This is a genomic window from Afifella sp. H1R (assembly GCF_021462425.1).
GTDB classification, from domain to species: Bacteria; Pseudomonadota; Alphaproteobacteria; order Rhizobiales; family Afifellaceae; genus Afifella; species Afifella aestuarii.
The window spans coordinates 888,521-905,222 of the sequence record NZ_JAKEDY010000002.1 but is presented as its reverse complement, the minus strand read 5'-3'; the positions used below and the strand labels follow the sequence as shown (position 1 = coordinate 905,222).

General features: G+C 63.9%; 13 protein-coding genes. 2 read left to right on the top strand and 11 right to left on the bottom strand.

Annotation, left to right across the window (positions count from 1 at the left end):
- Window positions 1–2 precede the first annotated feature (2 nt).
- The 4 genes from L0F51_RS15755 to L0F51_RS15740 form a co-directional block, all read right to left on the bottom strand.
- The gene (locus L0F51_RS15755) at window positions 3–341 is read right to left on the bottom strand and encodes a DUF2849 domain-containing protein (protein WP_234630106.1); all 339 of its coding nucleotides are present in this window, start codon (window positions 339–341) and stop codon (window positions 3–5) included.
- Entirely contained in the window at window positions 338–1,765 is a 1,428-nt protein-coding gene (gene cysG / locus L0F51_RS15750) for a siroheme synthase CysG (protein ID WP_234630105.1), read from the bottom strand. The genes L0F51_RS15755 and cysG overlap by 4 nt, the downstream gene beginning before the upstream one ends.
- 140 nt (window positions 1,766–1,905) lie before the next feature.
- Entirely contained in the window at window positions 1,906–6,531 is a 4,626-nt protein-coding gene (locus tag L0F51_RS15745; RefSeq protein ID WP_234630104.1) for a translocation/assembly module TamB domain-containing protein, read from the bottom strand.
- Entirely contained in the window at window positions 6,531–8,399 is a 1,869-nt protein-coding gene (locus L0F51_RS15740) for an autotransporter assembly complex family protein (RefSeq protein ID WP_234630103.1), read from the bottom strand. The genes L0F51_RS15745 and L0F51_RS15740 overlap by 1 nt, the downstream gene beginning before the upstream one ends.
- A 449-nt stretch (window positions 8,400–8,848) precedes the next feature.
- Between L0F51_RS15740 and L0F51_RS15735 the strand changes: the two genes are divergently transcribed.
- Window positions 8,849–9,103, top strand: a complete 255-nt coding sequence (locus tag L0F51_RS15735) for a DUF1150 domain-containing protein (RefSeq protein WP_092812941.1) — start codon at window positions 8,849–8,851, stop codon at window positions 9,101–9,103.
- A gap of 45 nt (window positions 9,104–9,148) precedes the next feature.
- On the opposite strand, the gene ptsN is transcribed toward L0F51_RS15735, so the two are convergent.
- The 7 genes from ptsN to L0F51_RS15700 all read right to left on the bottom strand — a co-directional run bounded on the left by ptsN (window position 9,149) and on the right by L0F51_RS15700 (window position 15,351).
- Window positions 9,149–9,619 (bottom strand): PTS IIA-like nitrogen regulatory protein PtsN, encoded by a 471-nt coding sequence (gene ptsN, locus L0F51_RS15730; RefSeq protein ID WP_092812938.1) that lies wholly within the window; start codon window positions 9,617–9,619, stop codon window positions 9,149–9,151.
- A gap of 43 nt (window positions 9,620–9,662) precedes the next feature.
- Window positions 9,663–10,262, bottom strand: a complete 600-nt coding sequence (hpf, locus tag L0F51_RS15725; RefSeq protein WP_234630102.1) for a ribosome hibernation-promoting factor, HPF/YfiA family — start codon at window positions 10,260–10,262, stop codon at window positions 9,663–9,665.
- Window positions 10,263–10,407: 145 nt separating this feature from the next.
- Entirely contained in the window at window positions 10,408–10,818 is a 411-nt protein-coding gene (locus L0F51_RS15720) for a F0F1 ATP synthase subunit epsilon (RefSeq protein WP_234630101.1), read from the bottom strand.
- A 26-nt stretch (window positions 10,819–10,844) separates the two neighbouring features.
- A complete protein-coding gene (gene atpD, locus L0F51_RS15715; RefSeq protein ID WP_234630100.1) occupies window positions 10,845–12,281 on the bottom strand; it encodes a F0F1 ATP synthase subunit beta in 1,437 nt (478 codons plus the stop codon).
- Window positions 12,282–12,361: 80 nt separating this feature from the next.
- A complete protein-coding gene (locus L0F51_RS15710; protein WP_234630099.1) occupies window positions 12,362–13,237 on the bottom strand; it encodes a F0F1 ATP synthase subunit gamma in 876 nt (291 codons plus the stop codon).
- 21 nt (window positions 13,238–13,258) lie between these two features.
- Entirely contained in the window at window positions 13,259–14,791 is a 1,533-nt protein-coding gene (gene atpA, locus L0F51_RS15705; RefSeq protein ID WP_234630098.1) for a F0F1 ATP synthase subunit alpha, read from the bottom strand.
- A complete protein-coding gene (locus tag L0F51_RS15700) occupies window positions 14,791–15,351 on the bottom strand; it encodes a F0F1 ATP synthase subunit delta (RefSeq protein WP_128290522.1) in 561 nt (186 codons plus the stop codon). The genes atpA and L0F51_RS15700 overlap by 1 nt, the downstream gene beginning before the upstream one ends.
- A gap of 344 nt (window positions 15,352–15,695) precedes the next feature.
- Between L0F51_RS15700 and L0F51_RS15695 the strand changes: the two genes are divergently transcribed.
- Window positions 15,696–16,652 (top strand): omptin family outer membrane protease, encoded by a 957-nt coding sequence (locus L0F51_RS15695; protein WP_234630097.1) that lies wholly within the window; start codon window positions 15,696–15,698, stop codon window positions 16,650–16,652.
- Window positions 16,653–16,702 lie beyond the last annotated feature (50 nt).

Below are 16,702 nucleotides of genomic sequence, written 5' to 3'. Positions count from 1 at the left end.
GTTTAGGCCGCGTCTTCGAAAAGCTTTGTCGGGCGGTCGACGTCGAGGCGGCCGACGTCGGGCCGGATGCTCGGGCCCTGCGCCCGGATGCGCTCGCGCAACCTCACCGGCACGATCTCGCCCTCCGCCTGCGTGACGGCGATGGCGTCCGGACCGACGATCTCCTGGCGTGAGACTGCCGCATCCGCGTCCGCAAGGCCTTCCGCAACCTTCTCCGGCGCAAAGACTTTGGCCGCGTTGATATCTTCAAACCAATGGCCTCCGGCACCGAGCCAGACGACGGCCCCGTCTTCGAGCCGGTTGGCGGTGACGACCTGAAGGTCCTGGCGCTTGCCGCTCATGCTGCGAGCCTTTCTGAAACGTGGAGGGGTTCGGCCCGATCGAGTCGGGCGGCCGCAACAGCCTCGCCGACGACGACGAGACTTGGGCCGGAGAGATCCTCGCGGTCCGCAAGGGCCGGCAGATCATTGAGCGTGCCGACCAGCATGCGCTTGTCGGGCCGGCTCGCATTTTCAACGACGGCAACGGGTGTATCTTCGCTGAGGCCGGCATCGGCCAGCCGCGCTGCGATATCGGCGGCGACGCTTCTGCCCATATAGATCGCAAGCGTCATTCCGCCGGCCGCAAGTCGCGCCCAATCCGGCAATGCCTCGCCATACATGTCGTGACCTGTGGTGAAGACGAGAGACGACGCGGTGCCCCGGAGCGTCAGCGGCAGCTCGAGATCCGCCGCTGCCGCAAGCCCCGCCGTCACCCCGGGGACCACGTCGTGGGCGATACCCGCAGCGCGGAGCGCCGCGAGTTCTTCGCCCGCGCGACCGAAGACCATCGGATCGCCAGCCTTGAGCCGCACCACACGACGCCCCTCGCGCGCGGCAGCGATCAGCAGGCGATTGATCTCTTCCTGCGATTTCGCGTGGCAGCCCTTCCGCTTTCCGACATTCACGCGCTCCGCATCGCGGCGGCCCTGAGCGATCACAGCCTCCGGCACCAGCGCATCGTGGAAAATGATATCCGCTTCCTGCAACACACGTTGCGCCCGCAGCGTGAGAAGATCTTCCGCACCTGGCCCGGCACCGACGAGCGAGACGAAGCCACGGGCGGGCACAGCCGCATGATCGATCAAGCGCTCGGCTTCGCGGACCGCGCCGTCCCGGTCGCCCGCCGAAAATAGAGAGAGCGCCGCGCTGTCGAAGAAACCAGCCCAGAAGCGTCGGCGCGCCACCCCGTCGGACAGCCGCGAACGCACCCGTCCCCGCAGGGAATCGGCAAAGGCGATGAAGCGACCGTAATCGCGCGGCAGCATCGCCTCGAGACGCGCCCGCAGCCGCCGCGCCGCCACCGGCGCTGCGCCCGTGGTGGTGATGGCAACGGCGAGAGGCGCCCGGTTGACGAGAGCTGGCGTATAGAAATCGCAGAGTTCGGGCCGGTCGACGGCGTTCGCAGGAATGCCCCGCGCACGAGCCGCCGCGACGACCCGGCGATCCTCCGCCTCTTCGCCCGAGGCGGCAAAGACGAGAACGGCGCCCTCGACATCGGACGCCTCAAAGTCGCGGGGAAGATGGAGGGCGCCCGTCGAGACGATGGCCTCCTTCAGCGCCGGCGATAGCTCGGCTGCAACGACGGAGATCTCCGCGAGGCTCTCCCCGAGAAGTCGGACCTTGGCGGCCGCCTCGTCGCCGCCGCCAACGACCAGGACACATCTCCCTGCCACCTTGTGGAAGGCCGGGAAGACATGCAGCTTTTCGGACCGGGAGACGACCATGGGATGCCCTTAGAACGAAACGTCGTTCTATAGGACCACGCAAATTGCATCTCTCAAAGCAACGTCTGAGCGAGAAATCAGGAAAACAAAGAAACTGGTTCTAACGCGAGGCAATGCAGAGGAAGCCTGTGCGGGCTTCCTCAATATTCGTGTTCGAGCGCGATACCGAGAGCGGAATCGCCCTCCGCCCCGAGCTCGCCGCGCACCTTCACGCCCTTGGTGACATCGAGATTGATCGTCACCTTGGTCGAATCGGCCCCGGTGCCGCTCTGCACGCCGAGATAGATGTTGTCGCTGATGTAGCGCCCGGCCTGGACGGCGGTGTTGCCCTCGCTGTCGGTGACGATGTCGAGATCGTCGAGCCCCGTCGCCTCACGCAGCCGACCGAACAGGCCCGGGCCTTCGGTCAGACCGCCGAGCTCTGCGGCGGCGGCCGCCAGGCGGGCAATCTGGAAAGGCGACAGATCGGCGAGCGAATGGCCAAAGAGAAGCTGAGCCAGGACTTCATCCTGGGGCAGCTGTGGCACGGACGAGAAGGTTACCGCCGGATCGGAGGCGCGCCCGGAAATCAAGATCGTCACCGTGATATCGCCGCTGTCGGTCGTGGCGGAGAAATCGAGATAGGGATCGAGATCGCCAATGAAATTGACCTCGCCGCTGTCGATGGTGATGCGCTTCGTCAGGATGTCGAGACGCCCGCGGATGAGTTCAAAGCCGCCGGTGGCGACGATATTGGACGTCGAGCCGCGCAACGTCACACGACCGCCGAGCTCGGCATCGAGGCCGCGGCCACGCACGAAGATGCGGTTTGGAGCGTTGATGAGGAGGTCGAGATTGACGCCACCGCCGGTGTCGGCCCCATCGGCCGGACGCGAACGCGGCATCGCCTGATGCACCGTCCGCAGGATCGCCGCCGTCGCATGGAGATGCTCCACATCGAGGGCGAGCGCCCCGCCCGGCAGGCTTTCGGGAACCGTGATATCGACGCGCTGAAGCCGCACTTCGCCACCGATCGTCGGCCCTGAGAGCGCCGCCCCACGGATCGAAAGATCGGCATCGAAGCGCGCCGTCGCGAGATCGCCATCGGAATAGCGCCCATTGCGCACAGCCAAGGTCAGATCGAGCGGGTAGCCGCCGGAAAGGCCGACGGAGCCCGAGCCCGAAAGCGTGCCGGAGGGCGCGTACTGGGCGTTGAGGCTTTCGACGACGACGCGGTCGCCGGTGAAATTCGCGCGCAGTTGGATGTTGCGCAGAACCGTCCCGGTTTCCGGATCGGCGAAAGTGGCTCCGCTTGTCGTCGCGCTGCCCGAGATCTGCGGCGAGGTGAGCGCGCCGCGCACGCCGACATCGATTTGCGCGCGTCCGCTGAGCGCCGCATCGCGGCTTGCCAGGAATGTATTGGCGAGTTCAAGCGGCGCGGTTCCGTTGACCCGGAGATCGAGGCTCTGGCTGCCTGTCACCGCGACGCTGCCGTTGATCGCGAGTTCGACGCCGCTGCCCGTGATGCGGCTGTTCTGCAAGCGGACAGCGCCGTTGTCGTAGGCGCCGGTGGCGGAAAGCGTCAAAGCGCCGAGACCGATGGAGCGCGTCTGCTGGAGTGAGGCGTTCTGCCAGGTGAGATCGAAGCGCGCCGCAGGTGCTTGAAGCGTACCCCGGGCGCTGGCCGTGCCCGTGATATTCCCTTCGGCGCCGAGATCGGGGCGGATGGCATTGATCGCCGCAGCCGGCAGACTGACGATACGGGCGTTCACGTCCATACGGCCCGCGCCGGAGACAGGCACGGTACCGTTCACCTCCAGGCGCTCACCACGCCGGCCATTGATCGCAGCATCGATATCGACGGAGCCGTCGACGTAATTTCCCTTCGCAGAAATATCGAACGGGCCGGCATTGGCCTGCCGAACCGGGGCGGCCGTCGCGCCGCGCCAGGTGACGTCGAAGGCGGGTTCCGGGCGAGCCGACGTTCCCTTGACCTTCGCCTGACCGGAGATGGTGCCGGCGAGATCGAGATCGGGCGCAAAAGCGTTGACGACCGCCGCATTGACCGCATCGAGCACGACCTGGAGATCGAGCTCGTTGCCGGCCGAGCCATTGACGGTCAATTGGCCGCCGCCCGCAGCAAGCGCCAGATCGTCGATGCCGACCGTACCGTTTTCGAGGACGATGCGCGACGGACGTTGCAGTTCGGCGGCCACGCCCTGATGCGAGAAGGAGAGAGTCTCGAGATTGACGGAAAAACCCTTGTCGATTGGCTGAAGTTGGCCGGCCAGCCGCCCTCCGCCATCCGCAGTGTCGGCAGTCACCCGGAAATCCGTGTTGCCTTCCGTCTGCTCAGCGGTTCCTTCCAGGCTGCGCACGTCGAAACCGCCGGCGCGGATGCCGCGAAAATCGAACATGCCCTGGAGAGCGGGCGCCTGAAGCAGGTTTTCGCCCGACAGGTCGATGCGCCCCGAGGTGACCGAGGCCTGCTCCAGTTTCAGATTGTCGATGGTCCCGGAAACCCGCGCATCCTGCTGACCCTCGTCGGAGGAAAGCGCAATATCGAGATCGACGGCGCCTTCCGCTTCCATAAGGAAGAGCGGCGCGATCGCGGCGATGTTGGGCGCATCGAGGCTGAGATCACCGGAGACGAGGCCATCGGCACGCATCGCAGCATCGCCGGCGAGCTTTGCCGCCCCCGCGGAGACCAGAAGATCCTGCAGCTGCCGGACCCCGCCCTCGAGCGAGGCGATGCGCCCCGACCCGTCGATCGGCACGCCCCCGAGACTGCCGGCAAGCGAGAACTCACCGTCGACCTTGCTGCCTGCAACTGTACCGTTGAAGCTCGCCTTGGCGCCGGTGAGCCGCTTGTCCATCATGACGAGGTTGTCGCCCGTCGCCGTCGCGGAAATCTGGGGCGCCGCCTGCGTGCCGGAAATATCGACGACGAGGCGTGCCGCCCCCTTCGCGCGATCTGTGGCGCGAGCGAGGTCGTCGATCTCGGCCCGCAGCGCGAGATCGACGGTGTCCGCAGCGTAGCTGCCGTCCGCAGTCAGGGCGAGGGCGTCGGAATCCAGGTGAAGATCGCGGAAGGCGAAGCCGCCGGTCTCGTTGCGCGCCACACCACCTTCGAGGCGCACCGGGCCGATGAGAAGGGCATCGAGAGGGGCGATACCCACGCCGAGCCCTCGGCCGTTCGCGCCGACGGTCAGATCGAAGCCCATCGATTTGAGGTCGACGCTGCCATTGGCGTCGACATCGACGGCACCGGCGAGATCCTGCCCGGCGAGGCCGGAGAAGCGAGAAAGATCCGCGGTCGATAAAGCGGCGCGGCCGAGGATCGAGCGCAGCGACGCCGCGCCGGTAAAGCTCGCTTCGGTGTTTCCGGCGACAACGCGGCTTTCTTCCACGCGCACCGGCGAGCCCGCCTGCCAGCTGCCTTTGGCGTTCAGGCTGATCGCCTGCCCGACGGCCTGCGCAAGAGCGCTGTCGCGGGGCTCGATCCCCTCCGCCTGCCCTTGGACATCGAAGGTCGCCTGGCGCCCCTGCGGATCGCCGAGCGACTGCGCCTGGCCGGAGCCGCGGAGGTTGAGGCTCGCGAGATTGCCTTGCGGATGCGTGACGGTCCTGGCAGCAATTTCCGCCTGCCAGCTCTTCTCGTCATCCCCGCTCAGCGAAGCCGTGAGGGTGAGCCCGCCGATCGAGGCCTCACCATTGTAACCCGGCAGCGTGAGGGGAGCCGACTGTCCCTCATTGACGCTGAGGTTGACCTCGCCCCGGCTCGGAAAGCCATCGGCGGCAAGTTCAGCGGTGGCGGAAAGGTTGACCCTTTGGCTTTGAAGATCGACGCGACGGATGCTGATCCGGCCATCGTCGCTGCGCAACACGTCGACCGCAAGCTGGCTCTCTCCCGAAAGAAGCTGGGCGCTGTCGCCGGTTGCAATCCCTGAAAGCGAGCCGGAGAGGTTGGCCGTGATGTGGTAGGCCGCGTCCTGACGTTGAACGGCAGCCTGACCTTTGATTTTCTCCTCGCCCTTGGCGCTCAGCGCGATCTGGGCGGTGAAATCGTTGAGCGGGCCTTCGCCGTCGATCGCGAACGCAAGCGGCGGCGCGCCGGGGATCCCGGCTGCCGTGCTGACGAGACCGCCGGCCGGCTCATCGAAGCTCGCCTCGATGTCGAGAACGTTCTGGCCAGGGACAAGGCTGAAACGGGCATTGAAGCTGCCGCCCGGATCGTCTTGGCGCTCGACCTGGAGCGAGGCCGAGGTTTCGTCTGAGGTAACGGCCGCAGCCCCCTTCAGGCTGAGGTCGGCTTCCTGTCCGATGACGGGCGCCCCGAGATGAATCTGCGGGATGGCGATCTCATCGATTTTGACGTCGATCGGCAGAGAAAACCCCCCACCGCCGGAATCGGAGGAAGGCGCCGTTTCCGGCCCGGGATTGGGCTTACGGGCAACATTGAGGGAGGCGGCATTGAGGCTGTCGATGTCGAGGCGACCGCGCAGGAGTGCGCTCCGGTTCCAGGAGACGGAGACATCCTGCAGCGTCAGCCAGGGACCGGCATCGTCGGAGACGGTGAGCGAGGCGATCGACGGGTTCGAGGAGAGAGTTCCACTGATGGCGCCGATGGAGATCTGCCGCCCAGGAGCGGAGAGCTTGCTCTCCAGAAAATTCTGCAGCCAGGATTTGTCGTTCTCTTGCGCCAGAGCGAGGGGGACGCCGAGGCTCACGGCGCCGATCGTGCCCGCAAGGGCCAGAGAAGCAAGAAGGGTGGTCCGTTTCTTCATCAGAAGGCCTGCCCGATGCCGACATAGATGGCGTAATCGGAATCGTCCTTGCCGGCATCGAGCGGCATCGCCACATCGACCCGGATCGGCCCGAGACCGGTGTAGTAGCGAAGGCCGAGGCCGACGCCGATCTTCAGATCTTCGGAGAAATCGGGAATGGCGTCCTCACTGACGGTTCCGATGTCGACGAAAGGCACGAGGCCGATCGAATCGGTGACGCGCGCACGAAATTCGAGTGAGCCTTCCAGGAGCGACTTGCCGCCCGTGGTCTCGCCGTTCGGCAGATCGACGCCGATCGTCTCGTAGCTGTAGCCGCGGACCGATCCGCCGCCACCAGCAAGGAACCGCCGGCTCGCCGGCAGATCGTCGATCGATGGGCCGACGACGTTGCCCGCTTTGGCACGGGCCGCCACCACGTAATAGCCGCGGCGGTCGAAGCTGTAATAGGCCGCGAGCTCCGCTTCAGACCGCAGCGCCGGATATTCCTCGTAGAACTCGTAAAATGGCTCGCCCGACAGCGTCGCGTGAATACCTTCGGCCGGATCGAGCTTGTTGTCGCGGCTGTCGTATTCGAGCTTCGTCGGCAGTGAGGCGATCAGATAATGATTGATGCCGAGCGCATCCTCGATGCGCGAGCGCTCCAGCTTCACCGCCGTATCGAGGCTGAGATCTTCGGTAAAGCGGTGCGTGAGGCCGACCTGACCGGAGATGCTCTGCTCTTCGTAGGTGTCGTTGTCTTCCCGCTTGGCGGTGACATTGGTGACGAGATCGGTGTCCGGAGTGATGATGCCCGGCCGGGTGAAGGTCGTGGCGAGCATGTAATCGAAATTCTCGTAATCGGCGCCGTCGATCCCCGAGACGCTGCCTTCGATGCGAAGCCGCTCGGCGTGACCGAAGAGATTCCGGTGGACCCAATAGGCGCCGAGCGTCGCACCATCGATGGTGGAGTATTTCGCCTCTCCGCCGATCAGCCGGCGCTTGCGTTCCGCCACCTGGACGGAGAGAGGCAGGAAACCGTCGGACCCGACGGCCTCGGCCTCCTGAATGGTGATCGAGCGGAACACCTCGAGCCGACGCAAGCGCTCGCGCGCCCGGTTGATCCGGTCCGGGTTGTACTCTTCTCCGCCCTTGATGCCGGTCATGTAGCCGACGAAGCCGGGATCCATACGCTCCGTGCCGCTGACGCTCACGTGACCGAGGCGGGCGTAGGGTCCGGTATCGACAGCCAGGCGGACATCGACGGTGCGCGTCGCGTGATCGGCAACGATCTCACGCTCGACCTTCACCTTGGGATATCCGAACTGCTTCCAGGCGTTGGTCAGGCTCGTTTCCGACTTCAGAATGGCGCCGGATTCCGCCGCCGCGCCCTGGGTCAGGCCGAGCTCCTGAGGCGTATCGATCCGGTGCGTCTTGCGCGTATTGAAATCTGGCGGATTGACGATGTCGATCGCGGCGAAGTGATAGACCGGGCCTGGATTGACAGTCACTGTCACCGGGACATCGGCCGGCAGCGTCACGTCCGGCGTGATCTGCTCGACGGGCCGTCCGCCGATCGTGATGGTGATGACACCGCCATAACGGCCACGCGCATAGAGAGCTGTCAGAATGCGGGCATAATCGCCGCGCGCACGCGACACGAAACCGGCAGTGCCAGCCGCCGGCTCCTCGCGCTTCCCATAGAGCTGCGAGGCGTTCTCGATCCGATCGCCGATATCATCGTCGTCCGGGCTGACGTTGAGCGTGAGTGTATAGGTTTGCGGCTCGAGAACCGTCTCGTCCGGCTCCTTGTCACCCCAAAGATGATAGCCGAACAGCTCGAAGGCCTGTGCCGCGGGAGCCTGAAAGACAAGAAACGCGCATCCCGCCATGAGGCCGACACGCGCTGCTCGCTTCAGAACGAAGCGGGACGGAAGGCCCAGCCGCAGGCACGACCTCAAATATGTATTCCCGACATGCACTTTGCGCTCGACCCCGAACTCGCCCCGCGCTCGCCACGCCGAAGAAAACTAGACGATCCAAGATGATGGCGACAGCTATCCTCGGAAGGCTTTCAAGAAGTGTGACCCATTCGCCGCACCCGCTGTGGGTGCAAGCCACCCCAATAGACCAACAAGATGATTAACTTTCTCACAATCACCAAGGTGAAAGGCTTAGCCGATGATACCGACACCAGCCTCAGCCCATCCCGGCATGCTTCTTGTGAGAGGCCCGACGCGTTCCCATATTCCGATTGCGTCCGGCACGCCGTTTCGGGTCCGGCCGCTAGGTCGCTTCAAAGAAGGACACGGCCGCACAGGCGGCCGTAAAGGAGTACGAGATGACGGATTGCGAACAGCACAAGGCAGACACTGCCGCATTCGCTCAGTTCGGAGGCGGCGAAATCGCCTATGTCCGACCGGTGAAGTCGGATGATGTGGCGAGCCTCTTCCCCTCCGCCCCTGAGCTTGCGCCAGGGCTCGAGCTTTGGGCCCTTTTGACGGCCGATGGAACGCCAATCCTGTTGACGGATTCGCGCGCCGCGGCCCTCGCCAATGCCCGCAGCAACGATCTGGAACCGCTCAGCGTCCACTGACGCTTTGCCCGACGCTTCGAGGCCTAATGCCCGAACGGGGCGCCCTCAGGCGGCACTTTGGGACGACGTGCTGCGGTCGACCAGAAGCGAATAGATCGCGTCCGGGTCGGTGGTGGCACGGAGTTTCGCTGCCACCTGACCGTCCCGCAGCACGCGGGCGATACGAGCCAACGCCTTCAAATGGTCGGCCCCGGCACCTTCCGGGGCCAACAGCAGGAACACGAGATCGACCGGCTGATCATCGAGCGATTCGAAATCGACCGGCTTCGACAGTCGCGCGAACACGCCTGTGATCTTGTCGATCTGCCGGGGCTTGCCATGCGGAATGGCAACCCCCTGCCCGACACCCGTCGAACCGAGCCGCTCGCGCTGCAGGATCGTGTCGAACAACTCGCGTTCCGACAGACCCGTCAGCCGCGCGGCCTTGGCGCAGAGATCCTGAATGACCTGCTTCTTGCTGACGGCCTTGAGGTTCGGCACCACTGCTTCAGGCTTCAGGAGGTCGCTTAGGTCCATGAGGATTCACCAAGATTGATCGCCGGGGTGCACCACGCCCCGATCAGCTTCCGCCGCTGTTCGGCTCGGAAGGCTCGTTCAAGACGGGATCGATCCAGCCGAAATGGCCATCGGGCCGACGATAAACGACGTTGAGACCGCCGTGGGAATGGTTGCGGAAGACGACGACCGGGGCGTCCGTCATATCGAGCTGCAACACCGCGGAGCTGACCGTCATGCGGCGGATCTCCGTCGTGGTCTCAGCAACGATCGCGGGCGCGTATTCCTCGCCGATCTCTTCCTCTTCATCCGGGGGTTCGATGATGAAGGCGTTCGCAGCCGCGCCGGCAAGCTTGTGGCTCGGCTTGCCTTTGTGGTCCTTGATGCGCCGCTTGTAGCGCCGCAGACGCTTCTCCAGCCGCTCCGCCGCCGCATCGAAACCGTCATTGGCGTCAGCACTGGTGCTGCTCGCCTCGAAGACGGCACCGGAATCGAGATGCACGGAACAATCTGTGTGGAAGTTGCGGCCGTTCTTGGCCACCACGACGTGGCCGGCATAGCCACCGTCGAAATACTTCTTCACCGCTGCCTCGACGGTCTCTTCGATCCGAGATCGCAGAGCCTCGCCGATATCGACGTTTTTGCCGGATATCTTCAATGCCATCGCTAAGAAAGGTCCAGTTGAAAGGGCTCAATGGCCCGGATGCATACAAGCGTCGGCAGAGGCGGTCACGCGGAGCGTTACGCGCCTCCCCCGAGCGTGTCAATCTTGTTGCGTGTGGCGGCGCAGCATCGCCGCGTAACCGCGCCTAGGCCGGGATGATCCAGCGGCGCACATCATGCAGATCGGAGACGCGCTTATGCGCCACCGGATACTTGCTCATGTCGCCGGCGGCCGCCTCCAGCTCCGCCTCGGCCTCACGGATATGCTCGTCGATGATATCGGCATTGAGCTCCGTCTCCGGCACCGCGAAATCGGCGAGGATGGTGAGGCTGTCGGGCGTCGCGTCAGCGAAGCCACCGCGCACATAGATGCGCTGCGTCTCACCGCCAGTCTTCAGGACTTCCAGGAAGCCGGGCTTCAGCGTCGTCATCAACGGCGCGTGCTGCCGCAGCATCGTGAAGAAGCCTTCCTGCCCCGGCACGACCACCTGCTGCACCTCCTCGGAAACGAGGAGGGCAGAAGGCGTGACGAGATCGAATTGAAATGGTTCGGCCATTTAAGGCTCCCCGGTTGAAAGCCGCTTTAGGCCGCCTCGGCCAGACGCTGGGCTTTCTCCTGCGCCTCTTCGATCGTACCGACCATGTAGAAGGCGCTTTCCGGCAGATCGTCGTAATCACCGGCGACCAGGCCCTTGAAGCCTTTGATGGTGTCGGCGAGGTCGACGAGCTTGCCCGGTGTGTTCGTGAACACTTCGGCCACGAAGAACGGCTGCGACAGGAAGCGCTCGATCTTGCGCGCCCGCGCCACGGTCAGCTTGTCCTCTTCGGAGAGCTCATCCATGCCGAGAATGGCGATGATATCCTGCAGCGACTTGTAGCGCTGCAGTGTCTCCTGCACCGAACGGGCGACCTCGTAATGCTCCTCGCCGACGATGCGCGGATCGAGCATGCGCGAGGTGGAATCGAGCGGATCGACCGCCGGGTAGATGCCCTTTTCCGAAATGGCGCGGTTCAACACCGTCGTCGCGTCGAGGTGGGCGAACGAAGTGGCCGGCGCCGGGTCGGTCAGATCGTCGGCCGGCACGTAAATGGCCTGCACCGAGGTGATCGAGCCCTTGGTCGTCGTGGTGATGCGCTCCTGCAAGGCACCCATATCGGTGGAGAGCGTCGGCTGATAACCCACGGCCGAGGGAATACGACCAAGAAGCGCCGACACTTCCGAGCCCGCCTGCGTGAAGCGGAAGATGTTGTCGACGAAGAACAGAACGTCCTGTCCCTGGTCGCGGAAATATTCGGCGACCGTCAGACCGGCGAGGCCGACACGCGCACGCGCTCCGGGAGGCTCGTTCATCTGGCCGTAGACAAGGGCGCATTTGGATCCTTCGGTCGAACCGTTGTTCTCCTTCGGATCCTTGTTCACGCCGGATTCGATCATCTCGTGATAGAGATCGTTGCCTTCGCGGGTGCGCTCACCCACGCCGGCGAAAACCGAATAACCGCCATGCGCCTTGGCGACGTTGTTGATCAGCTCCTGAATGAGCACGGTCTTGCCGACGCCGGCGCCACCGAACAGGCCGATCTTACCGCCACGAGCGTAAGGTGCGAGCAGATCGATGACCTTGATGCCGGTGACGAGAATCTCCGATTCCGTCGACTGCTCCATATAGGACGGCGCTTCCTGGTGGATGCCGCGCGTCTCGGCCGTCTTGATCGGTCCGGCCTGGTCGATCGCCTCGCCTATGACGTTCATGATCCGGCCCAGGGTCTCGTCGCCGACCGGCACCGCGATGGCACGCCCGGTGTTCTTGACCTCCTGGCCGCGCGCCAGGCCTTCGGTCAGATCCATGGCGATGGTGCGCACCGTGTTTTCGCCGAGGTGCTGCGCCACTTCCAAAACCAGACGGTTGCCATGGTTGTCCACTTCGAGGGCGTTCAGGATCGCCGGCAGCTCGCCGTCGAATTCGACGTCCACCACGGCGCCCATCACCTGCGCGACGCGTCCCATGTTTGTCTCAGCCATGCCTTTATCCTTGTCCTCTCCCGGGGCGCCGCTCGCACGAACCCAGGACTGATCTCTTATATTCGCCGTTCATCGGCGCGTTAAAGCGATTCTGCACCGGAGATGATTTCGATCAACTCTGTCGTGATCTGGGCCTGCCGCTGACGATTGTACGACAGGGACAGCTTGTCGATCATTTCGCCGGCATTGCGCGTCGCGTTGTCCATCGCCGTCATGCGCGCGCCCTGTTCGGAGGCTGCATTCTCCAGAAGAGCCCGGAAGATCTGCACGGCGAGATTGCGCGGCAGAAGATCGGCGAGGATCGTCTCCTCGTCCGGCTCGTACTCGTAATGCAGCGAGGTGTCGGCCTCTTCCACATCACCGAGATCGACGGGGATGACCCGCTGGGCGACCGGCACCTGCGTGATCACTGATTCAAACCGCGAATAATAGATCGTCGCGACGTCGAACGCGCCCGCGTCGAACATAGCGAGAAGCTTGTCCGCAACGCCGAGCGCATCGCTGAAAGCGAACTGCCGCACACCGCGGAAGTCCGTTCGATCCACGATTTCCTTGTCGAACTCGCGGCGCATCATGTCATTGCCCTTCTTGCCGACAAGAAAGAGCTTGACCGTCTTGCCCTCGCCCACGAGCCGGCGCGCATCCACACGCGCCTTGCGGACGATCGAGGCATTGAAAGCGCCGGCGAGGCCGCGCTCGGCGGTAAAGACGACGAGCAGATGCACGTCGTCCTTGCCCGTTCCGGCGATGAGCGCCGGCGCGCTCTCGCTGCCGGCGACCGAGGCCCCAATATTGGCGAGCACCTTTTCCATGCGCTCCGCATAGGGTCGGGCCGCGACAGCCGCCTCTTGGGCTTTACGCAGCTTCGCCGCGGCCACCATCTGCATGGCCTTGGTGATCTTCTGCGTCGCCTTAACCGAGGCGATTCGGTTGCGTAGGTCCTTCAGGCTCGCCATGAGCCGCTTCTCCTCAGAGCTTTACGCCGCGAAATTCTTGGCGAATTTGTCGAGGATCGCCGTCAGCTTCTCACGGAGCTCGTCCGAAAGCTGCTGCTCGGTGCGGATCTGGTCGAGCACATCCTGGTGCTCGTTGCGCATCAGAACCAGAAGCCCGTCCTCGAAAGGACGCACGTCCGCAACCCTGATCTTGTCCAGATAGCCGTTGACGCCTGCATAGATGACGACGACCTGCTCCTCGGTTTTGAGCGGCGAGAACTGCGGCTGCTTCAAGAGCTCCGTCAGACGCGCACCGCGATCGAGAAGACGCTGCGTGGCGCGGTCGAGGTCGGAGCCGAACTGCGCGAACGCCGCCATTTCGCGGTACTGCGCAAGCTCGCCCTTAATCGAACCGGCAACCTGCTTCATCGCCTTGATCTGAGCCGACGAACCGACGCGCGACACCGACAGGCCGACATTCACCGCCGGACGGATGCCCTGGTAGAAGAGATCCGTCTCCAGGAAGATCTGACCATCGGTAATGGAGATGACGTTGGTCGGAATATAGGCCGACACGTCATTCGCCTGCGTTTCGATGACCGGCAGAGCCGTCAAGGAACCTGCGCCGTAATCGTCGTTCATCTTCGCCGCGCGCTCCAGGAGCCGCGAATGCAGATAGAAGACGTCGCCCGGATAGGCCTCGCGTCCTGGCGGACGACGAAGGAGCAGCGACATCTGACGATAAGACACGGCCTGCTTGGAGAGATCGTCATAGGCGATCAGGCTGTGCATGCCGTTGTCGCGGAAGAACTCGCCCATCGCGCAGCCGGTGAACGGCGCCAGATACTGCATCGGAGCAGGATCGGAGGCAGTCGCCGCGATGATGATGGAATATTCCAGCGCGCCGCGCTCTTCGAGCGTCTTGGCGAACTGCGCGACCGTCGAACGCTTCTGACCGACGGCGACGTAGATGCAATAAAGGATCCGGTCCTCGTCCTTGCGATCCCAGGCGGGCTTCTGGTTGAGGATCGTATCGAGAATGATGGCCGACTTGCCGGTCTGACGGTCGCCGATGATGAGCTCGCGTTGGCCACGGCCGATCGGGATGAGCGCATCGATGGCCTTGAGGCCGGTCGACATCGGCTCGTGCACCGATTTGCGCGGGATGATGCCCGGCGCCTTCACGTCGACGCGGCGCTTCTCGGTCGAATCGATCGGGCCCTTGCCGTCGATCGGATTGCCGAGACCATCGACGACGCGTCCGAGCAGGCCCTTGCCGACCGGAACTTCCACGATGGCGCCGGTCCGCTTGACGGTGGAGCCTTCCTTGATTTCCCGGTCAGAGCCGAAGATGACGACGCCGACATTGTCTTCTTCGAGGTTCAACGCCATGCCGCGGATGCCGCCGTCGAACTCGACCATCTCACCGGCCTGAACCTTGTCGAGGCCGTAGACGCGGGCGATGCCGTCACCGACGGACAGGACCTGGCCAACCTCGGTGACCTCGGCTTCCTTGCCGAAATTCTTGATCTGCTCCTTCAGGATCGAGGAGATCTCTGCGGCCCGAATATCCATCAGCTGGCCTCTTTAAGACGTGATTTCATCATGTTGAGCTTGGTCCTGAGCGAGGTGTCAATCATCTGCGAACCGAGCTTGACGACGAGGCCGCCAAGAATCGCAGGATCGACCTTGAGATCGAGATTGGCATCCTTGCCGAGGCGCTCTTTCAGCGCCGCTTTCAGGGCGCTTTTTTGCTCCTCGCTCAAGGCCTGCGCCGCAGTGACTTGTGCCGTCACCTCGCCGCGATGCTCCGCGGCACGCCGCTTGAACGACCGGATGACGCCAGGCAGCGTAAAAAGCCGCCGGTTCTGCGCCAGAACGCCGACGAAGTTCGCCGCAAGGCCAGTAATGCCTGCGCGTTCGTTCAGCACTTTCATCGCCCCGAGCTGATCCTCGGAGGAAAAAGCCGGACTTTCGACGAGCCTGCGGAAATCGGCACTCTCGTCGAGCATCTGCGAATAGCGATCGAGATCGGCTTCGACCTGTTCGAGAGCCGATTCCTCCAGCGCCAGCTCAAACAAAGCCGCCGCATACCGATCAGCCACGCCAGATACAGGGGAGGAGGAGTCCGCCACGCGTTTCCTATCTCTTGCTAGAGCTCCGGATCGTTGCTCCGGAAGCAGGTGGGTTTAGACAACCGTGGAGGGGCCGGGGCCCCCCTCATGCCAAGCCGGGGGCCCCTTAGCACAGCGTTTTGGGGGGTGCAACACGGCGAGCGGCCCGCAGGCCGACAAACGCCGCCACCCCCTACGAAAGGTTTGCCTCCGCGGAAGCCGCCGAAAGCGCCGCTCGCTTGCCGCCCCGAGGGCCGAGATACAGGGCGATTTTGGCGCTTCCCGGCAGAGAGAAACGATTAACCATTTCTTTTAACCTTTCGCTGCATTGCTTGTCACCGCAACACGCAGTCTGGGGGCGGCAAATGCGTTTTGGAAGAACAACGACAACCTCGGTCGCTTGCGCTTTGGGATTGGGCCTTGCGGCCTTTCACGGGACGGCACTCGCCGCAGATTTCGGCGTTTCCGGAAAGCCCGGCGCGCTCGACCGTTCCTACAGCGCCACGCTCGGGACGAGATACTGGTACGCGACCGGCAAGACCGAAAAAACGCTCTACGATTCGACCGGCGACATCAGGCTCTCCCGCCTCACCTATGACGATCTCGATACCCATGCCGGAGAAGTCTTCGGTGACATCACCAATGACGGGATTTTCGCCAAGGGCAATGCCGGCCTCGGCTGGAGCCTGCGCGGTTCGCTGCAGGACGAGGATTTTCCGCCGGCGCTTCCGGACTATTCGAGCACGAAAAGCGATCAGGACGACGGTCACGTCTATTACGTCACGATCGACGGCGGCAAATACCTCGTTGAACGGCCGAACATGCGTCTTGGTGTGTTTGCCGGCTACAATTGGCTGCGCCAGCAGGTGCACGCCTACGGATGCCAGCAGGAAGCCGCTTTTGAGATCTGCCTGCCGGGCGATGTCCCCGACGGCGCAAAAGTCATCTCGCAGGAAAACGACTGGCACTCGGCACGCATCGGCCTGAAAGCCGATGCTCTTATCGGCGACCGCATCCTGGTGAGCGCTGAGGGCGCAATCCTCCCCTATGTCTATTTCGACGGGGCCGACACGCATCACCTGCGCCCCGACCTCGCCGGTTCAGTCCCCGAAACCGGCACCGGCTGGGGCTACCAGCTTGAGGGAATGGTCAATTACCGGCTGACCGACAGCTTCACGATCGGCCTCGGCGGCCGCTACTGGCATATGGAGACCGACGGCAATTCGCATTTTGAGAACGTCGCTGCGGGCGGCACGGCTCAGGACGAAGACTGGTCGGTCGACATGTTCGGCGTGACCGCACAGGCGGCCGTCACCTTCTGACGAACCGACACCCCTGAGGACCCACCGCCCGCGCGCCCTCACATCATCGT

Excerpts from the sequence above, each read along its gene's own strand:
- L0F51_RS15755 (WP_234630106.1), bottom strand. The coding sequence starts at position 341 with ATGAGCGGCAAGCGCCAGGACCTTCAGGTCGTCACCGCCAACCGGCTC.
- cysG (WP_234630105.1), bottom strand. The coding sequence starts at position 1,765 with ATGGTCGTCTCCCGGTCCGAAAAGCTGCATGTCTTCCCGGCCTTCCAC.
- L0F51_RS15745 (WP_234630104.1), bottom strand. The coding sequence starts at position 6,531 with ATGAAGAAACGGACCACCCTTCTTGCTTCTCTGGCCCTTGCGGGCACG.
- L0F51_RS15740 (WP_234630103.1), bottom strand. The coding sequence starts at position 8,399 with ATGGCGGGATGCGCGTTTCTTGTCTTTCAGGCTCCCGCGGCACAGGCC.
- L0F51_RS15735 (WP_092812941.1), top strand. The coding sequence starts at position 8,849 with ATGACGGATTGCGAACAGCACAAGGCAGACACTGCCGCATTCGCTCAG.
- ptsN (WP_092812938.1), bottom strand. The coding sequence starts at position 9,619 with ATGGACCTAAGCGACCTCCTGAAGCCTGAAGCAGTGGTGCCGAACCTC.
- hpf (WP_234630102.1), bottom strand. The coding sequence starts at position 10,262 with ATGGCATTGAAGATATCCGGCAAAAACGTCGATATCGGCGAGGCTCTG.
- L0F51_RS15720 (WP_234630101.1), bottom strand. The coding sequence starts at position 10,818 with ATGGCCGAACCATTTCAATTCGATCTCGTCACGCCTTCTGCCCTCCTC.
- atpD (WP_234630100.1), bottom strand. The coding sequence starts at position 12,281 with ATGGCTGAGACAAACATGGGACGCGTCGCGCAGGTGATGGGCGCCGTG.
- L0F51_RS15710 (WP_234630099.1), bottom strand. The coding sequence starts at position 13,237 with ATGGCGAGCCTGAAGGACCTACGCAACCGAATCGCCTCGGTTAAGGCG.
- atpA (WP_234630098.1), bottom strand. The coding sequence starts at position 14,791 with ATGGATATTCGGGCCGCAGAGATCTCCTCGATCCTGAAGGAGCAGATC.
- L0F51_RS15695 (WP_234630097.1), top strand. The coding sequence starts at position 15,696 with ATGCGTTTTGGAAGAACAACGACAACCTCGGTCGCTTGCGCTTTGGGA.